This is a genomic window from Bacillus marinisedimentorum (assembly GCF_001644195.2).
Classification (GTDB): Bacteria; Bacillota; Bacilli; order Bacillales; family Bacillaceae_O; genus Bacillus_BL; species Bacillus_BL marinisedimentorum.
Genome location: NZ_LWBL02000017.1, coordinates 24493 through 46648 on the forward strand (window position 1 = coordinate 24493; position 22156 = coordinate 46648).

At 45.8% G+C, this 22156-nt stretch carries 23 protein-coding genes; 5 read left to right on the top strand and 18 right to left on the bottom strand.

Annotation, left to right across the window (positions count from 1 at the left end):
- Positions 1–70 precede the first annotated feature (70 nt).
- From A4U59_RS05575 to A4U59_RS05610, 8 genes are all read right to left on the bottom strand, one after another.
- On the bottom strand, positions 71–2026 hold the full coding sequence (locus A4U59_RS05575; protein ID WP_070120195.1) for a stage V sporulation protein D: 1956 nt from the start codon (positions 2024–2026) through the stop codon (positions 71–73).
- An 88-nt stretch (positions 2027–2114) separates the two neighbouring features.
- Positions 2115–4328 (bottom strand): penicillin-binding protein, encoded by a 2214-nt coding sequence (locus tag A4U59_RS05580; protein WP_070120196.1) that lies wholly within the window; start codon positions 4326–4328, stop codon positions 2115–2117.
- Between the two features lie 21 nt (positions 4329–4349).
- Positions 4350–4727: a cell division protein FtsL gene (ftsL, locus tag A4U59_RS05585; RefSeq protein WP_070120197.1), complete on the bottom strand. Its 378-nt coding sequence runs from the start codon at positions 4725–4727 to the stop codon at positions 4350–4352.
- A 28-nt stretch (positions 4728–4755) separates the two neighbouring features.
- Entirely contained in the window at positions 4756–5691 is a 936-nt protein-coding gene (gene rsmH / locus A4U59_RS05590) for a 16S rRNA (cytosine(1402)-N(4))-methyltransferase RsmH (RefSeq protein WP_070120199.1), read from the bottom strand.
- Positions 5692–5714: 23 nt separating this feature from the next.
- Positions 5715–6146, bottom strand: coding sequence for a division/cell wall cluster transcriptional repressor MraZ (gene mraZ / locus A4U59_RS05595; RefSeq protein ID WP_070120200.1), 432 nt, complete (start codon positions 6144–6146; stop codon positions 5715–5717).
- 205 nt (positions 6147–6351) lie between these two features.
- Positions 6352–7989: a bacillithiol biosynthesis cysteine-adding enzyme BshC gene (gene bshC, locus A4U59_RS05600; RefSeq protein WP_169823916.1), complete on the bottom strand. Its 1638-nt coding sequence runs from the start codon at positions 7987–7989 to the stop codon at positions 6352–6354.
- A gap of 219 nt (positions 7990–8208) precedes the next feature.
- Positions 8209–8592 carry a DUF3397 domain-containing protein gene (locus A4U59_RS05605; protein ID WP_070120202.1) on the bottom strand — a complete coding sequence of 128 codons (384 nt, stop codon included), beginning with the start codon at positions 8590–8592 and terminating at the stop codon, positions 8209–8211.
- Positions 8585–9493 carry a 2-dehydropantoate 2-reductase gene (locus A4U59_RS05610; RefSeq protein ID WP_070120204.1) on the bottom strand — a complete coding sequence of 303 codons (909 nt, stop codon included), beginning with the start codon at positions 9491–9493 and terminating at the stop codon, positions 8585–8587. The genes A4U59_RS05605 and A4U59_RS05610 overlap by 8 nt, the downstream gene beginning before the upstream one ends.
- Positions 9494–9841: 348 nt before the next feature.
- Between A4U59_RS05610 and A4U59_RS05615 the strand changes: the two genes are divergently transcribed.
- Positions 9842–10333, top strand: a complete 492-nt coding sequence (locus tag A4U59_RS05615; protein WP_070120244.1) for an N-acetyltransferase — start codon at positions 9842–9844, stop codon at positions 10331–10333.
- 73 nt (positions 10334–10406) lie between these two features.
- On the opposite strand, the gene A4U59_RS05620 is transcribed toward A4U59_RS05615, so the two are convergent.
- From A4U59_RS05620 to A4U59_RS05635, 4 genes are all read right to left on the bottom strand, one after another.
- A complete protein-coding gene (locus A4U59_RS05620) occupies positions 10407–11030 on the bottom strand; it encodes an RsfA family transcriptional regulator (protein WP_070120206.1) in 624 nt (207 codons plus the stop codon).
- Between the two features lie 85 nt (positions 11031–11115).
- On the bottom strand, positions 11116–11871 hold the full coding sequence (locus A4U59_RS05625) for an enoyl-CoA hydratase/isomerase family protein (RefSeq protein WP_070120207.1): 756 nt from the start codon (positions 11869–11871) through the stop codon (positions 11116–11118).
- Between the two features lie 77 nt (positions 11872–11948).
- Positions 11949–12122 carry a 50S ribosomal protein L32 gene (gene rpmF, locus A4U59_RS05630; RefSeq protein WP_070120208.1) on the bottom strand — a complete coding sequence of 58 codons (174 nt, stop codon included), beginning with the start codon at positions 12120–12122 and terminating at the stop codon, positions 11949–11951.
- A 52-nt stretch (positions 12123–12174) separates the two neighbouring features.
- A complete protein-coding gene (locus tag A4U59_RS05635; RefSeq protein ID WP_070120209.1) occupies positions 12175–12696 on the bottom strand; it encodes a YceD family protein in 522 nt (173 codons plus the stop codon).
- Between the two features lie 175 nt (positions 12697–12871).
- On the opposite strand from A4U59_RS05635, the gene A4U59_RS05640 reads away from it, so the two are divergent.
- A complete protein-coding gene (locus A4U59_RS05640) occupies positions 12872–14095 on the top strand; it encodes a nucleotidyltransferase (protein ID WP_070120210.1) in 1224 nt (407 codons plus the stop codon).
- A gap of 178 nt (positions 14096–14273) precedes the next feature.
- On the opposite strand, the gene A4U59_RS05645 is transcribed toward A4U59_RS05640, so the two are convergent.
- Entirely contained in the window at positions 14274–15302 is a 1029-nt protein-coding gene (locus A4U59_RS05645) for a SepM family pheromone-processing serine protease (protein ID WP_070120212.1), read from the bottom strand.
- Positions 15295–16080 (bottom strand): patatin-like phospholipase family protein, encoded by a 786-nt coding sequence (locus tag A4U59_RS05650; protein WP_245680501.1) that lies wholly within the window; start codon positions 16078–16080, stop codon positions 15295–15297. The genes A4U59_RS05645 and A4U59_RS05650 overlap by 8 nt, the downstream gene beginning before the upstream one ends.
- A 158-nt stretch (positions 16081–16238) precedes the next feature.
- Here A4U59_RS05650 and ylbJ point away from each other — a divergent pair, with 158 nt between their 5' ends.
- On the top strand, positions 16239–17456 hold the full coding sequence (gene ylbJ / locus A4U59_RS05655) for a sporulation integral membrane protein YlbJ (protein WP_083270675.1): 1218 nt from the start codon (positions 16239–16241) through the stop codon (positions 17454–17456).
- Positions 17457–17469: 13 nt separating this feature from the next.
- Here ylbJ and coaD read toward each other — a convergent pair whose 3' ends face one another.
- Together coaD and rsmD are read right to left on the bottom strand one after the other, a co-directional pair.
- Positions 17470–17958 carry a pantetheine-phosphate adenylyltransferase gene (gene coaD, locus A4U59_RS05660; RefSeq protein WP_070120214.1) on the bottom strand — a complete coding sequence of 163 codons (489 nt, stop codon included), beginning with the start codon at positions 17956–17958 and terminating at the stop codon, positions 17470–17472.
- Positions 17959–17972: 14 nt separating this feature from the next.
- Positions 17973–18551, bottom strand: coding sequence for a 16S rRNA (guanine(966)-N(2))-methyltransferase RsmD (gene rsmD, locus A4U59_RS05665; RefSeq protein ID WP_070120215.1), 579 nt, complete (start codon positions 18549–18551; stop codon positions 17973–17975).
- Between the two features lie 886 nt (positions 18552–19437).
- Between rsmD and A4U59_RS05670 the strand changes: the two genes are divergently transcribed.
- The gene (locus A4U59_RS05670; RefSeq protein WP_070120217.1) at positions 19438–19824 is read left to right on the top strand and encodes a DUF7147 family protein; all 387 of its coding nucleotides are present in this window, start codon (positions 19438–19440) and stop codon (positions 19822–19824) included.
- 665 nt (positions 19825–20489) lie between these two features.
- On the opposite strand, the gene A4U59_RS05675 is transcribed toward A4U59_RS05670, so the two are convergent.
- Complete coding sequence (locus A4U59_RS05675; protein ID WP_070120246.1) at positions 20490–20765, bottom strand: YlbG family protein; 276 nt, start codon at positions 20763–20765, stop codon at positions 20490–20492.
- Positions 20766–20904: 139 nt separating this feature from the next.
- Here A4U59_RS05675 and A4U59_RS05680 point away from each other — a divergent pair, with 139 nt between their 5' ends.
- Positions 20905–21231, top strand: coding sequence for a hypothetical protein (locus tag A4U59_RS05680; protein ID WP_083270676.1), 327 nt, complete (start codon positions 20905–20907; stop codon positions 21229–21231).
- Positions 21232–21671: 440 nt separating this feature from the next.
- Here A4U59_RS05680 and A4U59_RS05685 read toward each other — a convergent pair whose 3' ends face one another.
- Positions 21672–22118 carry a YlbF/YmcA family competence regulator gene (locus A4U59_RS05685; RefSeq protein WP_070120221.1) on the bottom strand — a complete coding sequence of 149 codons (447 nt, stop codon included), beginning with the start codon at positions 22116–22118 and terminating at the stop codon, positions 21672–21674.
- Positions 22119–22156: the final 38 nt, after the last annotated feature.

Below are 22156 nucleotides of genomic sequence, written 5' to 3' on the forward strand. Positions count from 1 at the left end.
ATAGAGATGCGATCATGAATTGGCAAGGTCCTTTCTTCACAGAAAAAGAAGCCATGAAATGCACATGGCTTCACTCCCTGTCTTTTTCTTTCTCTCCGGTGGATGAATCTTCATCCCCGAGAAATATGCGGATGGTTGCACCAGACTTCACTTTGACACCTGCTTCCGGAGCCTGCCTGATTACAGTATCTCCTTCACCGCTTTTATCCAGTTTTAAATTCAGCAAATATTTTTGAAGCTCTTTCTTAGTGACGCCGATCAAATCCGGCACCTCAACCAGAGGTTCATCCAGCCAGGTGGTTTCCTTTTCGATCTGGTCTTTTCTTTTTTGGACACCGAGCGCCCGGAGACTGTCCTCCATAATGTTTCCTACGATCGGTGCAGCGACGACGCCGCCGAACTGAACGGTATTTTTCGGGTTATCTATCGCAACATATACAACAATTTGCGGGTCGTCTGCAGGTGCGAATCCGATGAAGGATACGATGTGATTGTTTGTCATATACCGGCCGTCCTTGACCTTCTGTGCGGTCCCCGTCTTTCCGCCGACACGGTATCCTTCCACAAATGCCCCCTTGCCTGTTCCCTTGGCGACGACACTTTCAAGGGCGTGCCTCACTTCTTCGGATGTCTTTTCTGAAATGACTTTCCGCTTCATTACGGGATTATTTTTATTGACGACTTCACCAGTTACAGGATCGATCCATTCTTTTGCAATGAACGGCTGATAAAGATACCCGCCGTTGACGGCAGCCGATACTGCGGTCACCTGTTGGATCGGTGTCACGGATACCCCCTGTCCGAAAGCGGTAGTCGCCAGCTCAACAGGACCGACACGATCGGGTGAAAATAAAATACCTGTTCCTTCGCCCTGGAGATCAATACCTGTTTTCTCGCCGAAACCGAAGTTTTTAATATAAGAAAACAGCTTTTCCTTGCCAAGCCTTTCACCCAATGTAACAAAACCCGGGTTGCAGGAATTTTCCACGACTTCAAGAAAAGTTTGCGATCCATGGCCTCCTTTTTTCCAGCAGCGGAGCTTTGCGCCAGCAACTTCAATGCTTCCTGGATCATGAAAATGGTCATTTTCAAGGTCGACCGCACTTTCTTCAAGCGATGCGGCCAATGTAATGATTTTGAATGTGGACCCTGGTTCATACGTACTCCATACCGGCAGGTTGCGATTATAAATTTTCGGATCGGCTTTTTGATAATCTTCCGGATTGAAGCCAGGCCTGCTCGACATTCCGAGAATCTCGCCGGTATTGGGATTCATAGCAATAGCGATGGCGCCGTCAGGGTGATATTTCGCTTCAGCAATATCGAGTTCCCGTTCCATGATAGTCTGGACTTTCGTATTGATTGTCAGTTTCATATCAAGTCCATCTTCCGGAGGTTCATAATTATCGGCCAGATCAGGCATCCGCTTTCCTTTTGCATCTGAAAAAAACGATACATGGCCCTGTTTTCCTTTTAGATACTTATCATAATACAGCTCCAGGCCGGTCAACCCCTGGTTGTCAATCCCGGCAAAGCCGAGCACATGGGACAAATAGTTCCCATATGGGTAATGGCGCCGGAAATCTTCGGCAATGTAGACGCCCTCAATCCCAAGCTCCCTCACTTCCCTGGCCTTTTCATAGCTGATTTTACGGCCTTCCGGATGGATTCGCTCTATGGAAATACCCTTAGTAACATGCTTGTACGCTTTTTCAACAGGCATGTTAAGCACCGCAGCCAGTTTTTGGGCAGCACTTTCAGGATTCTTTATCTGCCTCGGCACCACCAGGACAGAAGGCGAGCTGACATTTGTTGCAAGAACTTCCCCGTTCCGGTCCAAGATATCCCCGCGCATGGGCTCAAACGGAATGTTGCGGCTCCATGAATCGGCAGCTTTCGATGACAGCCAGTTTCCGAGATAGAATTGAACATATCCGAGTCTTACATCAATAATCAAAAAAACAGAAAGGCATATAATGAAAACAGTCATTAGCCTTTTTCTCACCGTTACATTTGAAACGCGCATACGTTAACCTCCCCATTCATCTCAGACGGGCCTGGTTTATACGTATGCGCGTGTCTTTTAAGGTAGAACAAGCTATCCAGTGGGCATATTAATCTGTTTCCGTGTCTTGCGTTTCCTCTTCGCCCTCAGAGTCTTCCACATCGGCACTTTCCTGATCGCTGGCACTGTTACCGTCATCAGGCCGCTGCAGCTGGGCAACAAGGTAGTCTCCTTCTCTGATTTCACTGCCTGGCTTGATGTTTTGTTCGGTAACAAATCCCGAACCCATAATGTTTGGGCGGGATTCCATCAAATCCGCCAGCTTCATCGCATCACGCAGGGACCATCCAGTCATGTCCGGCATCTTTGCCTTTCCTGAAGTGCGCAAGAAGACTTTTTCTCCCGGTAACACCTGGCTGCCCGCGTGGGGGAGCTGTTTTTCAATCTTGCTGCCGTCACCAAGGATAACAGTCTCAATGCCCTTTTCTTTAAGGCTGCTCATGACTGCAGGAGCGTCCATGCCTGCAAATTCAGCGAGCTTTCCTCCATATCGATCCGGTTTTTTTTCAGGCTCCTTCTTTTCCTCAGGTTTGATGTTCAAGTACTGCAGGCTGTTTTTCATCACAGTTTTGAAAACGAATGATGTTGGATCTGAACCGAGTTCATGGGGCTCAAGATCCGGCTGCTTTACAGCGACATACATGACAAGTTCCGGGTCATCAGTGGGTGCCATGCCCAGGAATGAATAGATATAGTTGCCATTTCCCGACATGTATCGCCCATTGTCACCTACAATCTGGGCGGTGCCGGTTTTACCGGCGATATCATATCCCTCAATCGCATAAGGCTTCCCTGTCCCTTCAGGAGCGGTGACGACCGTTTCAAGCAAATCGCGGACTTCTTTTGCCGTCTTTGCACTGATGGGCTTGCCTGCGGTTTCCGGCTTTTTTTCGGCAATTGTTTTACCGGTATTCGGATTATGGACACTTTCAAGTACATACGGTTTCATCATTTTGCCATCATTCGCAATAGCGGTCGCAGCCTGAATTTGCTGTATTGGGGTTATCGTGCTGCCCTGGCCGAATGCGGTGGAAATCCGTTCTGATGGATAATTCCACATTATCTTGCTTTTGGCTTCCCCCGGGAGGTCTATTCCCGTTTTTTCATCAAGTCCGAATTTCGTAATATATTGACGCAGGCGGTCGGTTCCGAGTTTCTCATTGGCAAGGATTGCAAATGCCACATTGGATGAGCGCTGGACGCCCTCACGGAAAGTGATTGTGCCCCACCCCCCCCTATGATGGTCCCTAATCGGCCAGTCACGCTCGGAAATCTTGTAGGAACCGGATTTATACATTTCATCCGGATTGAATACTCCTTCTTCGATTGCCGCTGCCAGCGAGAACACTTTCATCGTCGAACCCGGCTCAAATCGGTACGAGATGATGTCATTGCCGAAATTGTTGATATTGCGCAAATTCGGGTCAAAACTCGGCCTGCTGCTCATCGCCAGGATTTTACCCGTTTTCGGATCAGCAACAACGGCCATCAGCTTCTCCGGTTCATATTTCTCGTATGCCTGTGACATAGCATCTTCTAGAAACGTCTGGATTTTTTGGTCAATTGTCAAATAAACGTCATTGCCGTTTTCCGGTTTATTCATCATTTCATCAGGGTCTGGCAACTTAAATCCCGATCTGTCGCTCAAATATTGGATTTTGCCGTTTTTACCCTTCAGGTGGTCATCCATCGTCTTTTCGATACCCATCGCACCAGAGTAGCTGCCGCTTTCCCCTTTGGCCGCATAACCGATAATGTGGGAGGCGAATGTTCCATTCGGATAAAACCTTCTCGTATCCCTCATAAAACCGATGCCGGAAATATCAAGGGCATCTATTTTTTCTTTTAAACTATGACTGATATTTTTGCCGGAAGATCCGAATTCCACCTGGAACCTGTCCTGTGACATCGTTTTTTCCAGTTTGTCTGCTGGAATATCAAGATGAGGAGCCAATTTTTCAGCAGCTTCACCGGGGTCTTTGATGTGCACAGGATAATCTTTGTCCAGAATGGCGTATACCGTATAAGATGTAACATCTTCAGCAATCGCAATGCCGTTCTGGTCATATATGCTGCCTCTGTTTGCCTGGAGCGTGCGCTCTTTCGACCACTTTTCCTCTGCCAGTTCGGCAAGAACCTGGCCTTCAACTTTACCTGTCACCTGAATCTGGACAAAACGGGCGAGTAAAACAAAAAAGAGCAGCAAAAAAACGATAGTAAGGACTGCTGCTCCCCTGTTGATATTCACATTCTTTTTATTCATGCCAATCACGTCTCCGATGACTTAATCCTGAACGACTTTCACGTTATCGCCGTTAAGGGTCAAACCGTTTTTCTTGGCGATTTCCCAAATGCGTTCCGGATTGTTTAATTCTGCTACTGACAACTCAAGTTCATTGTTCACTTTCTGCTGTTTGTCAATTGCCGCTTCATATTGCTGGATGTCTTTGTTGACAGAGTAAAGTGTAGCATAATTCGAGACAATGATGAAACAGGAAAATGCAAGAATCACAGCGAATCCGAGCGCCAGAAGCTTTTCCCCAAGCGTGATCCCCTTTTTCCGTTGCGGGACTGGCTGTGTAACTCTCTGCTGTTTTTGCTGATGACGTTCTCTTTGTTGCTGCTGTTGCTTTTGTTGAATCTCATATGCCAAATTGCTCACTGTTTTACCTCCCCAGCATGTTGCTTATTTATTTATTTTTCTCGGCTATGCGCAACTTTGCCGATCTTGCCCGTTTGTTCCTCTCCATTTCTTGTTCTGACGGGAGGATGGGCTTCCGTGTTATCAATTTCAGTTTTGGCTTATGCTCTTCAGGGACAACCGGCAATCCCGGAGGAAGATCTGGTCCCTTGCTTTCTCTCCTGAACACCGTTTTGCAAATTCGATCTTCGAGTGAATGGAACGTGATGACGCTGATGCGGCCGCCAGGGGCTATTACATCGATCGCCTGCTCCAAGGTGTCTTCAAAAGACTGAAGCTCGTCATTGACAGCAATCCTGATCGCCTGGAACACCCTTTTTGCCGGATGGCCGCCTTTTCTTCTTGCAGGAGCAGGAATCGCCTCTTTAATAATATCGACCAATTCATGAGTTGTTTCGATGGGTTTTTTTTCCCGGTGCTCCTCAATTTTCCTCGCAATCTGTTTTGAAAATTTTTCTTCACCGTAACGGAAGAAAATTTTCACCAGCGCGTTGAACTCCCATTCATTTACTACATTGTGGGCAGTAAGGGGTGAATCCTGGTCCATCCTCATATCAAGAGGAGCATCGTGCTGATAGCTGAACCCCCGTTCAGGTGTATCCAATTGCGGTGACGAAACACCTAAATCAAACAAGACACCGTCTACTTGATCAACGCCTGACTCCTGCAGTTTCTCTTTTAAATGACGAAAATTGCTTCTGATCAGTTCAAATTTACCTTCGTATTGAGCAAGCTTTTCTTTCGCATGTTCGATCGCCGTTATATCCTGATCGAACGCATACAGCTTGCCTTCTTCAGACAGCCTGGACAGAATCAGTTCACTGTGACCGGCTCCGCCGAGTGTACAGTCCACATAGATCCCATCCGGCTTAATACCGAGCCCTTCCACCGCTTCTTCTCTTAATACCGTTTCATGTCCAAACATTGCTGCACCTTCTTGTACATTGTTTAAATATCAAAATCAATCATGTTTTCTGCTATTTCGGAAAAAGACTCTTCAGAATCCGCAAAGTAATCTTCCCATTTTTCCTTGCTCCAAATTTCGAGACGGTTTGATACGCCGATTACAACGCATTCCTTATCTAGCTTTGCATAATCCCTTAACGGAGCTGCGATATTTACTCTTCCCTGTTTGTCAATCTCACATTCAGTAGCTCCGGAAAAGAAAAAACGTGTGAATGCGCGGGCATCTTTTTTGGTGAGGGGCAGGGCTTTCATTTTTTCTTCAAGAGCCTTCCATTCTTCCATGGGATATCCAAATATACATTGATCCAGTCCCCTTGTGAGAACAAATGTCTCCCCGAGGTCTTCCCTGAACTTCGCCGGGATAATCATTCTGCCTTTCGTATCAACATTATGATGGAATTCACCCATGAACATGTCCGGCCGCCCCACTTTCTAACATTAACTTACCACAATCCCCCACTTTTCACCACACTAATTTTAGGTATTCTGTTCACAACAAAAAAAATCCTGCTTTGGCAGCAGGATTTTTTCCTTCTTTTTTACCTTTTATTGGTTCAGCAAGGCTTCTTTGTCCTTACCAATTGCTCTATTATCCGGGAAAAAGGATGGCGGTGAATGGTTAAATAAACAGAAGTTTATGGCGGCCGTTCCACTCATAATCCCGGTCGGCGAGCCGGCCCGGCAAATCAAAGCCGTACCTGTTCAAATAGTACAAAACAGTCCAGATTCTTTCCTGCGGTGCTCCATTAGGGTAGAGCGCAAGGCCGGAATGTTCATATTTAAGCAGCCTTATTGCATATTTCCTTTCGATGGCCCGCTCCATTTTCTTTTCAAGCTCGCCAAGAAGCCCCTGGACAAATTTACCGTTTTTCAAAGCCGCATCCTTTAAGGTCGGATCAACTTTTTCGGCAAGTGTTCGAAGCCTGTTGTGGACAGCGTCCATTTCATCCTTAATATGTGTGATGTCATCTTCTAGATGCAGCTGGCGCTGGTGTTCAAGCCACTCATCCTTGAATTTGCCTGTCCCCGCCCGGACAACTTCGGCAACTGGAAGGTCCAGCTCATCGAGATGCCGCTCAATGTTCCGGTCGATGATCGTTAGAGATAGCCTTGGGATTACAGGCGGCATGTTATAGCCGAACAGATGGAACGCATCCTTCAAGCCGGCCCAGTAAGCAATTTCACCTGGACCACCGACAAAAGCCGCCACCGGAAGCAAAAACTCCTGCATTAGCGGCCTGCTTACAACATTATTGCTCAGTTTTTCGGGGTGCCGGTCGGCTTCACGCACAAGTTCATCCATATCATAGAGGCATTCATTCTGCTTGCCGCAAAAAAATGTTTTTCCTTTCGGTTCGAGGAGGATCCGTTCCCCTTCGAGATGATAAAAAAGATGGCTGCTGTTGACGGCTGTACCAAGCAGATCAGAATAGCCCCTGTCAGTAAGCATTTCAGACCGCTCTTTCACGGCTTTACGCAAATCAGCATTCTTTTCAATCAGCATTTTAAAAAACGGCTTTTCAATTTGGCGCAACTCCGGATGATTCGAATCAAGCAGGACAAGCCCGTCTTCGGAAAACAGTTCCAGCATCAACTTCGAGAAAAACGTTACATATGACCCGCTGTATTCATAAGCTTGCTCCAGCCGCGCTAAAAGTTCCCGCGTATGGACGGTTTCACCATAACTGCTTACGATACTGTCCACCCATTTCTTCAAATTCCCTTTATCAAGGGTCCTGTCCGATACCGGTATTTTCGCATTTTGCTGTTTATCATAAGGGTACGTACGCTTTTTAGCCTCTGCAGTATTTCCAGTGTGCTCCATCACATATACATGATTCACTTCTTCAAGATCGTGGTCTTCCCCTGCCACCCAAAAAACAGGCACAGCTGGAACACCGTGTTCTTTTTCAATTTGACGGGCCAGCTGAATAATCGAAATCGTCTTATGTATTGTAAAAAGGGGGCCTGTTAACAAACCCGCCTGCTGACCTGCCACAACAGCGACAGCGTCGGGTTTCTGCAGTTTCTCAATATTGGCAATGGTCTGGGGGCCGCATGACAGCGAACGGTTGAAATCGAGCAAATGGTCTGCCAGCTGCTCTCGCTGAAATTCACGCTTTCCAAGTTCATCTATTCTCTTCGCAAACAGGCGGGAATCATCAAGTGAATAATCAAAAAAACCGCTGATTTTTTCATCATTGCGGACATAGTCACTTGCTGCTGCATTTAATAATGGGATATCCAATTCTTCCACTCTCAATCTAAACACCCTTTCACTCCGCGAACACTGCGTTGGTCATATAGCAAAAAGCCCGGCCAATGCAGCCGGTTCTTTTTTTTTGCAGATGCCGTTAACAATCATTCTCAATCAGTATAGCAAAAATGGGAAGCACCACCAACAAATTAGCCCTTTTCAGCCCGCAGACGGAGCGGATTCCCCCAAAAACGGGTAAAAAGCGCTTATCAGGCTCTGTTAGAGCACCAATAAGCGCATGACCAGTCCGTATAAGACCAGTCCAACATACCCGAAGCCAAATAAAAGAAAGTTGAACCGCCAGAACCCTTTCAATACTTTTTTTATATGAATCTCTTCAGCGAACCTCCACTGCATGAATAAAAAGAATATGATTGTCATAATAAACAATAAAGGAAGGTACCCGGCAACATCTACTTCCCAGATAACCAGCACCATCGCATAAACAGCCCATATCAAAAAGAATGTGGAAATATCACTTGCCAGCAAAAACGATTTGCGTCGATTTCCAGTCATTTTGCTGAAAAGAAGAAATGCTGCCGCAAACCCGAGTAATGGAATGGTTACCAGTGTTGCAGCAACACCGGCCAGAACATCAATCATGCGATCCCCCCATTTTTTCCAGCCCTTTTATACTTTCAAAAACAAACGAAGTCACAGGAAGTTCCATCCCCTTTTCGCGGGCTCTCTCAAGAACGTAACCGCTTATTGCATCAATCTCAGTTTTCCTGTGATGTAAAATATCATTAAACATCGATGAAGTGTTTGATGCCGTCTGGCTGCAGACAGCGATGACCTTTTCCCGAATACGTTCTTTATCAGGAAGGTCTGCCACCTGAAACGCTTCCTCAAACAGCGCATCCATGGTGGTTCGGAAATGGCTGTTTTTGAGCAAAGCGCCGTTTCTCACACGGTATAACGCGGTCAGCGGATTAATGACAGCGTTGATCATCAGTTTTTCAGCAAGCATCACATACCAGTCTTCTTCCACCGCTACCGGATAGCCCGTTTCGGTGAGCTTTCCCCATAATTGCAGCGGCTTTCTGTTTTCGGCGGAAAATGCGCTGATTTTCATTCTGCCTCTCCCGGCATGAAATACATGGTTGTCCGCCTTTTTATATACACCGTGCTCCACAACACCTACAAAGACACTGCCGCGGAGTTTTTTTGCCCAGCTGATATGACTCATTCCATTTTGAAGGAAGACGACCGACTCCTGGTTACCGCAGGTCACTTGGCCCATGACGTCTGGCAAATCATATTGTTTAACAGCCAAAAAAACGACTTGTTCAGACAGCTCTTCCTGATGAAGAATTTTGCCTGCTGCTCGTGCCGAGAATACCCCATCGCCGTTTTCATAGATGATTCCGTCCCTGTTGATGAGTTCCGCCTGTTCAATGCGCCGCACATAAACCGTTGTCCGATACCCTGCTTTGCTCAAATGATAAGCTGTCAAAAGGCCGACAGCACCTCCACCGATTACGCCTATATCTGGTTTTTCCATATGTCCACCCCGGCCATCACAAAATTTCCGGCAAAAAAAAGAAACCGTTTCCTCTATGCCATTTATTTTACCAGACAGGAAAAGGCTTCCGGGTAATTTTTTTCTGTTTTTTTCCGCACTTCTTTGATGTTTTTCAACATATTATAAAATGAAAAGTAAAAAAAGACGCCCGAATAACAGAGACGCTTCCAATATTCGAAAATTTGTAACAATTGAACTTCCGTAGTATAATAGACTTGAAATCCTGGCAGGGAATATTTGATTATTTGTTCTTTGCAGTGAATTTTCTGTATTTTTATTATATAATGAAAATATTATATTATTGATTTCTATTGGAGGGTTGACATGATGAATGTCACTGTAGAACGTCTGTTAACAAATTATAAGACCCTGGAAGAATTTAAACACTTCAAGCAATACGGCATACAAGAACTTTCCATGCTGGAAGATCTGCAGGAAAACATTATCGAAAATAACAGCGAGTCGCCTTTCTACGGTATCCGTTACGGCGATAAGCTGGTTGCCAGAATGAGTCTCTATAAAGTGGAAAGCAAATTCGACCGCACGTTCAATCCGCCGCAGGATTATCTGGAACTCCACAAACTCGAGGTGCTTCCTGGCTTCCAAAAGAAAGGTTATGGAAAAATCTTAGTGGATTTTGCCAAGAAATCAGGCATGCCAATTATTACAAATCCGCGGGTAAGTTCGGATGAATTTTGGGAAAAAATGGGCTTCAAGCCGCTTGATCCCGCCCAGTGCGAAGAAGAAAGCTGCTATGCGTGGTATCCTGACGGCGTAACAAACCGAAATGACGAAAAAAATACACATCAGGCGTCCTGAACGCCTTGCAAGGAATGAAATTCATCATCTAAAAAGCGCATCCTCTGGAATCCAGATGCTGCGCTTTTTCTGTCTATTTTTTTACTTGCTGCAAATTCCCATTCATGTCCATTTTAAAACTGGTATTTTCATCATTCTGTAAAAATACCATCTTGCGGGCCCTTTCCATAATTTTGATCAGCGCCTTATAGTCTTCCTCCATTAACCGATAATCAGCTATCAGTTTTTTCAGCTCTCCTTCAAGCTCCTGATTCACCGTTTTCAATCTCGCTGTTTCACGTTCGTGTTCCTCAGTAATCCCTTTCTCGCTGCGACCGCTCTCATTCACTGCCAACTTCTGAGAAAGAACATCAAGCTCGTGCCGGATCCTTTCAATGGCCTCTTCCCATACAGGCTGGTCATTCCTTTGTGCGCCTACAGGTTCTTCGACTTCATTTACATCCTGTTTCTCAGAATGGTTTTCTGCTGAAGCGTGGCTTTTGCGCTGTTTTTTTGCCAGTTCGATTGCCTGCTGATGCGTTTTACGGATAGCAGAATTCCAGCGGAATCCACATGCGGCAGCTGTTCTTGAAAGCTTTCCCCCCACTTCTTGGAATGCAGCAAGCTGCGTGCTGCCCTCCCTGATATGTCTGAGCACAATTTCTGCGAGAAGCAAATCTTCGTCTTCACTCCATGCATCCTGCCTTGAAGCCGCCATCATCTCATCCCTTTCGTTTTTACTATACGTTATGCGATTGCTAGAAAAGATAGACTACCTTTTCTGCGGGATGATTGAAAGCCGATCATTTATTCATAAAACGGGCTACAGCTTCATGATGTTCTTCGCTTTCCCATAGTTCAGCGCATCTCTCAATTTCATTCATGAACCGTTCGTAAAACGAAGGTGACTTCCATTTTGAAGAGGCGTACCTTTTGTAGCTCGCAAGGACGTGGGAAGATTGCTTCAGAATAGGCTCGCTCCATTCTATAAAATCTTTTTCGAGGCCGTCAGCCGGCGAAACTTTCTGAAGGAAACCGAGAGCATGCGCTTCTTCAGCTGTATACAGCCTGGCTCCGCTGAGCATTTCAAGAGCCTGGGCATGCGGAAGCTTTTCAAACAACATGGTCGATCCGCCCCAGCCGGTCGTAATGCCAAGTCTGCCTTGCACAAACCCCAACTTTACATGAGAGGCTGCAATCCGGAAGTCACAAGCTGCAGCAAGTTCGCATCCCCCGCCAACGGCTGTTCCCTGTATGACCGCAGCGGTCGGTTTTTCGAGTGTAAGAAGGCGGTATAATATGCTGCCCATTTTAGACAGCATTCCGTAGGCTTCTTCTTTCGTATATAATTCGTGAAAAACGGATAAATCGCCGCCTGAACAAAATGCTTTCCCGGTCCCTGTCAAAGTGACCATTTTAACATCCGGGTCCGTTTCCGCCCTGTCGAGAGCCTCGGAAATCGCTTCCATTACATCAAAATCAACGGCGTTCCGTTTATCCGGCCGGTTCAGCACGATTTTAAGCACTCCGCGGCCATCTTTTTCGATGATCGTTTTCAACGCAGTTTCACTCCCAACGAACTATGTATGTACGAAAAAACGCAAGGATGGATTTCCTTGCGCTCCCGATGTTGAAATTATTTTTCAACCACTTCTTTTCCTTTATACGTACCACACTCTTTACATACACGGTGAGCTAGTTTAAGCTCTCCGCAGTTCGGGCATTCTACCATACCTGGTACTCCTAGTTTGAAGTGTGTACGACGTTGTCTCTTAACCTTTTTTGAAGTTCTTCTGAAAGGTACAGCCATGATTCCCACCTCCTTACAATGTATTTAAATGGAGATGAAGCCGCTAAGGCGTTCATTCATTTTCTTTGTCAAAAAATTTACCAAGTTCGGCAAGTCTGGGGTCAATCTTCCCGCTGTTCTCTTTTTCGGTAACAACTTCCCAATCCTTTCCCGACTGTGGCGCAGGCCCTTTGTCAGGCTCATCGCTGAAGACTTGCATCGGAATCTCCAGGAGTATATTTTCCCGGATATATGGAGTCAAGTCAAGAACATCCCCCGTAACAGGATGGATTTCCGCTTCCTCTTCCTCCGTTTCATATGGAGAGGGATTTAAATTGAACATTTCTTCTGTTTTCATGTCGAACGGATAATCGACATCTGCCAGTGTCCGGCTATCCGGCAGGATCATCTTGCCTTTGATTCTCAAATCAAAAGTCAGCGTATTCCCGCTGAAACGACCCTCTCCCGTTACACGGACAGGCGAAAGGCTTCGAATATCATTTTTCTCGTTTTCCAGCTCGCTCAGCTCGACCGTCTCATCAAACGTCAAGTCTTTGTGGCGGTATTTCATTAATTGCTGGACTGGCCATTTCATTGTTATCACCTCAAGGCAACAAAAGTAATTATAGTATTGCTTTAAGTATTTGTCAATATTTTTTCTTTACACATACAGCTGCAATTAAAATCCGGTAATTGCCGGATTTGCCGCTGTTTTCCTTAAAGCATATAATAAAGGCATTATGGAATCAACTATGAGAGGAGGATGATCGATGAAAGCCGCAGGTGTTGTTGTAGAGTATAACCCTTTCCACAATGGGCATTACTACCATCTCCAGCAAACGAAAGCTGCAACTGGTGCAGATATCATTGTTGCGGCGATGAGCGGAAACTTCCTGCAGCGCGGTGAACCTGCCATCGTTTCAAAGTGGGCACGTGCAGATGCTGCCTTGAAGGGCGGAGCGGATATTGTCATTGAACTTCCTTACGCATTCGCGACTCAGAATGCCGACACGTTTGCAAGCGGCTCCGTATCCATATTGGACAGCATGAAGGTCGACGCCCTGTGTTTCGGCAGTGAGGACGGCAAAATTGACCGCTTTCTCCATACATATGAAATGTTGTCGGTAAAGGAAGATGAATTCAACCGATCGCTTAAGGAGAGCGTAAAAGAAGGCAGCAGCTATCCCCGTGCAGCTTCCGATGCCTTCGAGTCGGTTGCAGGAGCAGATAAGGACATGCTGATCGACCTGACAAAGCCGAATAATATACTGGGTTTTCAGTATGTCAAATCAATTTTAGAACATAAAAGCGCCATAAAGCCTTACACAGTCAAACGTACAGGAGCCGCCTATCACGATCCGGATCTTGCGCCGGGTAACATTGCAAGTGCAACAAGCATCCGAAACAACATATTCCAGGTTGGCGGCATGGAAGAAGCCGTGAATTTCATGCCGAAAAGCACCGCCGATACCATTGAAGCTTATCAACAAAACTACGGACTGCTCCATAACTGGGAGCATTACTTCCCTCTATTGAAATACCGGCTGCTGACAATGAGCCCCCGAGAAGCCGCAGGTGTTTATGAAGCTGAAGAAGGCATTGAAAACCGTCTTAAGGGATTTATCACGGAATCTGGTTCATTTCACGAATTTATGGAAAAGATCAAAACCAAGCGCTATACATGGACCCGCCTGCAGCGCCTATGCACTCACATCCTTACCAACACGGGCAAACAGGAAATGAAGGAAGCGAAAGACAGCGGGACCGTCCCTTATTTAAGGCTGCTCGGTATGACCGAAAAAGGCCAGGCTTACTTGAGAAAGAAGAAACAAGAGTTTTCCGTGCCGCTTGTATCCACAGTTTCCCGTTTCAATCACCCTCTTATCGACATGGATGTGCGTGCGGCATATGCTTATGCAGCCGTTCTTGACGAGCCGTTCAGGACCAGGTTTTTAAAAGAAGAATTCAGCACCCCTCCGCTGCAAATAGACTGATTGATATAAACCGCCGGCTGTGCAACGTCTTTCGCCGAAGGCGATTCTTCAGGGAAAGACAGAGTCACAGATGCACTTATCTGTATTCTTAGCATCAGCCGCTGTGTTGAAATACTTCCTCGCTGACAATGTTCTATACGAAAAACAACAAATCCCCGGTTTCATGCCGGGGATCTTGTTACGCCTTTTTCTGTTCGAGTGTTTTCAAGAAATCGAGAGCATCGCTGAACGTATCGACCGGTACGATCCTCATTTCTGTATCAATATCTTCTGCTGCTTTAACTGCCAGTTCATAATTCGAATCTTTTTCCCCATTTTCGTTAGGAGCAAAAAACACATCCGCTCCAGCTTTGTCTGCAGCAACTATTTTTTGCTGAATGCCTCCGATCGGCCCGACATTCCCGTCATAATCAATCGAACCGGTACCGGCGATTTCATACCCTTTCGTATAATCCGTATCCGTCAGCTGGTTGTAGATTTCGAGTGAGAACATGAGCCCTGCAGAAGGTCCGCCGATTTCATCTGTTTTGATTGTCACTTCAGGGTCGACCGTCACCGCTCTGTCAGTTACGAGCGATATTCCCATGCCGGTTTTTTCTGGATTGTCCGGAAATTTTGCAAGCGGAACATCGACTGTCATTTCTTTTCCTTTCCGCTCAATCGTTATGGCAACCTCTTCGCCAGGCTCCATTCCGGATACCTGTTCAATCATTTGTTCACTTGAATCAAACTGTTTTCCATCAAGCATATGGATTCGGTCACCAGCCTGTAATATCTCCTCTGCCGGCATCCCTTCGATGGTCCCCATGACATACACACCATTATATTCTATATTGACTTCTTTTCCCGCCTGATTATAGGCCACAACCATTGCAGCTTCTTTTGAAGAATCCATCATGTGAAGCTGCCTGTTCATATACTCGTCATCCGTTTCGCCTTCCGGCCTGATGACTTCTTCGGGATAAAGATGCTGATATTTATTGAATTTCGCCCATACATATTGAAGAATGTTTGCCTGGCCCATCCGGACGGTAGTCAGCATGAAGGCTCCTTCTTCCTCATAACCGTCTGTCACTTCGATGATCGGATCCAGTTCCTTAGCCATTCCCGGATATGATACGTAATACGGCAGCCTTATGAAGGCGACAGCTGCCACAATTATAAGGGCGAGGACCCAGCCTTTTCTCGAAAAATTCCATTTAGCCATTGCGTTTCTCCTTCCATGCCTCGATTGCTGCAGTGATAGCAGGAATCATCTTAACTGTTTCCTTTTCTCCAATTGAAATGATCTCCTCTAAATCGGTAAAAGCTCTTGAGCTGAATTTATCAACCCGGGGCCTGATCATGATATCCGCATTGATCTCCTGGTACCTGACCAATTCACCTTGCATAATGTCAATGCTTTGCAAAATGACATCAAAAATTGAACGGACTTCCTCATTTCCACCGAAGTGAGCGACATCGACAGCAATGACCATATCCATATCCATTTCCATCGCAACCGATACAGGCACCCTGTCAACCACTCCGCCGTCAATCAGCAGCCTGCCGCCGATGTTCTCAGGCACAAATATACCCGGGATGGAAATGCTGGCGCGTACTGCATCTGCAGCGTTACCCGATTTGAATACGACCCGTTCACCTGTATGAAGATCCGTTGCAACGACTGCAAGACCCGGTGTTAAATTTTCAATCATTTTATTATACGTGAATATTCTAATTAAATCCTTCACTTTATTGCCTGCGATGAAACCCATACGCGGAACTGTAAAATCAAGATAATATTTCCGCTGGAATGCCCTTGCAATCTTATACAGGTCTTCGATGCTCTGACCAGCTCCATAAAGGGCCCCGACAAGGGCCCCCATGCTGCTTCCCGCAATTGAATGGACAGGAATATTATGGTCTTTCAATACTTTTAATACTCCGAGATGGGCGAAGCCCCTTGCCCCGCCTGAACCGAGTGCAAGCCCTATTTTTGGCATTTCCACCTGAGATTCCTCCTGACCGGCCTGTTTCTTTTCCATTCTTATGGTCTATTCAACAGTCCTATACACGTATATTAGAAAGACAGGCTTCTACCTGTCCAAACGAAGGCAGCTGATTCTCATGTACATCTGGCAGTTATCAGGGAGGTACGCTGGTGAACCGATCCAAAATGAAAACAATTTTGATGGCAGCCTTCGGCACCCTTATGGCAGGAGCGCTCATTTCATTCCCGAAGGCGTCCCTGGAAGCCTCCATTCGGGGGCTGGATATGTGGTGGGAAGTCGTCTTTCCTTCCCTGTTGCCTTTCTTTATTGTATCAGAAATCCTGATAAGTTTCGGTGTTGTAAACTTTTTGGGTGTTCTGCTAGAACCACTCATGCGGCCTCTTTTCCGAGTACCGGGTGCCGGCGGTTTTGTATGGGCAATGGGAATAGCGAGCGGGTTTCCGGCCGGCGCCAAGCTTACCGCCCGCCTGCGGCAAGAAAAACAGCTGACTGCGATTGAAGCGGAACGGCTTGTATCTTTCACCAATTCCTCAAACCCTCTATTCATTTTCGGAGTCGTAGCTGTCGGTTTTTTTCATAATCCCGAGCTCGGTATGATCCTCGCAGTTTCACATTATCTCGGAAATGTGTGTGTCGGCCTTGTCATGCGGTTTTACGGCAGAAAAGAAGAACGCAGCAAAAAAAAGAATGACAGCCGATCTTCATTAAAGTTTAAGGAGGCGTTCGAAGCCCTCCATTTATCCAGGTTGGAAGAAAAACGGCCTTTCGGCTCTGTTCTGGGCGATGCCGTGACCTCCTCCATTCAGACGCTTCTGCTCATCGGCGGTTTTATCATCTTGTTTTCGGTATTGAATAAACTGCTTGAACTGCTGAACATTATTGGGATTTTTGCCTGGATAGCAGCTGGAATCCTTGGTTTCCTTCATGTTTCGACTGAGTTAAGCGGCCCCCTCATTTCGGGATTGTTTGAAATCACTCTCGGCACAAGATTGACCAGCCAGGCAGGCGGGACGTCACTGCATCAGCAGGTGATAATCGCAAGCTTCATCCTTGCCTTTAACGGATTTTCTGTACAGGCACAGGTTGCAAGCATTCTCGCTGAAACAGATATACGGTTTGCTCCCTTTTTTATTGCCCGTTTCTTACACGGCATATTCGCTGCAGCATTTGCATTCGTCCTCTGGGAACCACTATATGAAGGAACTGCCATGAATCGAAACGGAGCAGTCCCTGTCTGGTCCAGGAGCCATGCCGCCTTCAGTGATTACTGGACATGGCTTGGGAACAACGGGGCCCTTTTCACTCTGATTGCCTTAATTATTTATTGTATTCTGCAATTTTGGCGGCCTGCAAAATTTCATAAATAAAACCTTCGCTGAGTCAGCGAAGGTTTTCAAACTTCAATTTCAATGCTTGTTCGACACCTTCTGGAACGAGGTCGGAGACATCCGCGCTGTACTTAGCCACTTCTTTTACTATGCTTGAACTTAAAAAAGAATATTGATTGTTCGTCATCATGAACAGCGTTTCAATATCTTCATCAAGTTTGCGGTTAATGGATGCAGCCTGCATTTCATATTCAAAGTCAGATACCGCCCGCAAACCCCGCAAGATTGTCGTTGCTTGCGTTCTATGTACGTAATCAATCAACAATCCGTCAAAAGAGTCGACTTCCACGTTTGGAATATCCTTTGTGGCCTCTTTCAATAATTCAACACGTTCCTGGACAGTGAAAAGCGGTCTTTTGGATTCATTGTTCAACACTGCCACAATTACCTTATCAAACACGTTCGCTCCCCGTTGAATGATATCGATATGCCCGAGTGTGACCGGGTCGAAACTTCCCGGACAAACAGCTATAGTGCTCAAAACCATTTCCTCCTTTATTCGCCTGGTCTGTTTGTGCCGTTTGGCGGCACTGTATAGATCGTCACTCCGATCATTCCGTATGTTTCCCGGCGCACCAGGCGGCATAGTCCGATCGCTTCAGGAAGCGAGACATCATTGCTGTGTTCGGCAACGATAATGCATCCATCATGTAAGAGTGACTGATCAGATAAGTACTTAATTGTATCAACCAGTTTCTGTTTTTTATAGGGCGGATCCAGCAAAACGAGGTTAAGGGATAATTGGCGTTTTGCAACCGCCTTCAATGCCCGCGATGCATCATTGCGGTACACTTCGGCCCGATTCTGAAAATCGCACTTCGTAAGGTTCTCCCTGATCGTTTCTACCGCTTTTGGATCCCGGTCAACCAAAATCATGCGGTCGATGCCCCGGCTCAGTGCCTCTATCGCAAGACCGCCGCTTCCTGCGAATAAATCCAGTCCGGTTCCCCCTTTAAAATAAGGGCCGATCAGATTAAATATCGATTCTTTTACCTTGTCAGTGGTAGGCCGTGTATTTTTACCGGGAACGGCTTTAAGCGGCCTCCCTTTGCATTCACCTGATATTACCCTCATCTAATCCCTGCCTTGCCCGCCTTATTATTGTCTAAATCACATATTTAATCCTACCACATTCTCTACACTGTTCAAATAACATCATTCCAGACAACCTGTTTGTGCTGGATAAAATTCAAGCATACCAATGTATAATCCCACCCAACCATGTTCATACTAGGAAATGACAACATCTCTTTGCGCAGATGTTGTTGCCAACCGTGGAGAAGACTTAACTATTCCCCATAAGTTCTTCCTCCGGTTTCTCCTCTCCCTTTGCCTTCTTGGAAGCAAGAGGGCCCCTGCAGATCTTTGGCTGCAGGGATTTTTTTTGCTATTACAAAATACCTTCAAAAAAAACCAACGCATATTTTCGTTCTGTTTTGAAATACAAAATTACAAATACAACATAAAATTACATTCGTTTAACCAGCCAAATTGGCAAGGTAAACACATTCTAATTAGTGTAGTAAAATGCTCTGAGTTCAAATCTTTCTATTGTGTTATTCGATCAAAGGGCTATTTAATGAAATAAATCCGTTTAAAATATTGAATTTTAGACGGGCAGTTGATTTGCACTGCAGGGGTTCGCTTTCCGTGGGAGACCCCGCAGGAGCGCCAGGGCCATGATGAGGCTCCCGAACGTCCTCCGGCAAAGAAGACACAGTGATTGCAAATTGCGGCCGGAGAGAAGCAGGTACGGGTGTCGCACTTGTGCCACTTTATACCTGCAGCGGAAAGAAACGGACAAAACTTCGGTTTGATACTATCGGACTTCCATATTCAAGAATACTGACCTAACCCGTTAATTTTTTTACAAAAGAAATTCACAGCTGCCGGAAAATGATATAATGCCATTGTTCTATATGATCGGCTTTCAAATTAAGAAAAGATTGGAGGAACCGTTATGATCCAGCGTTTTATCGAACTTGGGGAAGGCTATTCCGACCTTTATGAGTTACTCGAAATCGCCCGCAGCAGGCCGGACAAGGTAACTCATTTCTTGATTTTAAAATCCAGGTCGGATAATCGCGCGGCTGTCTCAGCTGCAGTCGTGCTAAAGCCTGTCAAACCCGGTGATTTCCAGCCGCTTTACATTTGCAGGGAAGGAATTCCGTTAAAAGAGAATAAAAGCGAAAGACAGCAGATGGTTGAGGAGGCTGCAAGCGAACTCGGAGCCCGACTTGTTGAAATGGAAATCAAACCTTCCAGTGAGTTTAATGAAAAAGAGCTGTTTTACCAGTATGTAATCGGTATCTTGCGTCTCCATCACATCATACCTCCACTGCAATAAGCATAAGAAAAGGGGATGCCCCTATACCTGAGTGGTTCAGATACCTTGGAGAAAGTGTTAAATAGCATGTGAAGTAACATACTAAAACACAGTATGTTCAGCACCGCAAATAACAGTTCAAACAGCATACAAAAACGGTCAGATTTTATATCGTTTTTTTAAAACTGGAGCGTCTTTAATTGAATAAATTTGATCAATAGATCTGTTCATTTAAATGGGAATTGCATTTTGCTGAAGGGGTTCGTTTTACGCAGGGCGGGCGGTGATCCTCCTCATCGCTGCAGCTCTCACGGGCTCTCACCTGTTACGATCCCATCTACTGGTGCACCAACAGATATCGCGCTTTTATTTATTTAGCCAGCTGGAAGAAGCTTTCATTGGAAATCAGCATAAAAGTTCCAACTGCGAAAGGAAGTCTTTGGGTGAAAACGCTGCAAACAGCGACCAAAGGAAGCAATTTTTCGTCTTACAGAAAATTTTTGCACCGTAACTTCCGGAGTGAAATTAGAGGTTCGGTATGGGAGTGAAGATGCTTTTTTTTCACAAAAGCCTGTTATACCATAAAAAAAGGGATATCAAACCTTTGCGATTTGATATCCCTTTTCCAGCACTCTTGAAAATATTGCTCCTAAACAGAAGCGGTTACTTGCATGCAGCTTCTGTTTTTATAATCCCATTTTATAATCGTACTCTTTTGCCTTATCGGGCTTCGAGTTTTCGTATTCAGACTTGATGAAAGGCTTATAAGATGGCTCCACTTTTTTTACAAAGTGGAGGGATTTCAGCTTTTCGATCAAATCTTCCGCCTTTTCCATATCGTTGTACAGAACAGCATATTTCATACGCCGGGAAATGTAATGGACATTCCCATATCGGCGCAGCTGTTTTACTGGTTTGGTCGAATGGAGCCATACAATCAAGCCCTGCCGATTACCAATCATCGTTTCTGTCCCCTTTTGATTTCCTTTTCCATAGTTTAGCATGAAAGCATTTCCTTCTGCAATGCCGCTGTCTGCACTGTTGAAAGAGGCCGGAAACTGCCCTATTATGAAATAAAACGGCAGAAAGGGAATGAAAATCATGCTTGAAGGCATTTGGGAAACATTCATGGATGCACTCGCACACAGCCAGGCTGTTTCGGATTGTGAAGTGAAAAAAGTCGCAGGCATTCCTTTTCTGTTTGTCCGCCCTGCCAGTCAGGCCGGAGCACGCGGAGTGCTTGAAAACGTGATGACAGCTGCTGCAGCCAGATCGATGAAAGGCAAACAGCTGAATGCCGAGTCACACTTTGTAAGGATGACACCATCCGGTTATTATGTGTACCGGTTCCGATTCCTCGTACCGCAGCGAAAAATGTTTTGCTGCGGAAACGGATGTACGGACTGCATCCGTTTTAAAAGCATTTAAAAGACTGCTTATGCCAATTCCGGCTGTGCGGCTGAACTTCCTTCGGCTGCTTGTTTATCTTCTATAATTTGCATAAACAAAAAATGCGGAGAGCCCTTTCTCAGCGGTGTACACATAAGCAGGGCTCGCAGCTGGACACTAATCTAACTTGAATAACTTATACTTTCTTACCTTTGAACAAACTCGCCGATTGGCGAACTTTCAGGCAAAGACAGAGGCACAGTTGCCCTTCCATATTCTTAAAAACAGGACGCTCCGTCGAAACACTTCCTAACTTGAATTGGAACAAATGCGCAAGGCACCCGCTTATGACGATAGCCCCTGGCGCCTGGAGCTGAACGGTTCTCTTCTGGCTTTTTATCGATAACGCTTAAATTTTATGATTTCCTTAACAACAAAAAAAGCGGACGGCTATTTGGCCGTCCGCTCCCTTGCATCTATTAAGCGCTGCATCCGCAGGACCCGCCGCTTCCACAGCCTCCGCCGCAGCCTGAAAGTGAATCGAAGAATGGATTGCCGCTTGGGACCTTGATCTGGTCTGAAACCGCTTTTCCGAGCAGCTGGCTTATTTCGTCTAGGACTTCCTGCAGTTCTTCTTCAGCCTTTTTGAATTCGGCAATCGTATCATGCAGGTCCAGCTTTCGTTTAAGCTCCATCACTTCTGTTGTCACTTTCTTGAAATCCGGATGGTACTTCCCAAACCGCTGAACTTCCTCATATTGTTCCTTCAGTTTAGAAAAAGCTGCGATCAATTCCAGCGCTTCAGGATCGCTTTCCATCTTTTCTTTGGAGCGGCGGTAATTTTCCATCATATCTGAATCGAACATCATGGCTGAAAGCTCTTCAGCCTGGTCGATGATTTGAATGCTTTCTAACGTGGCAAGCATGAATTCACACCTCCGTTATCCAATCATAACATGAAACA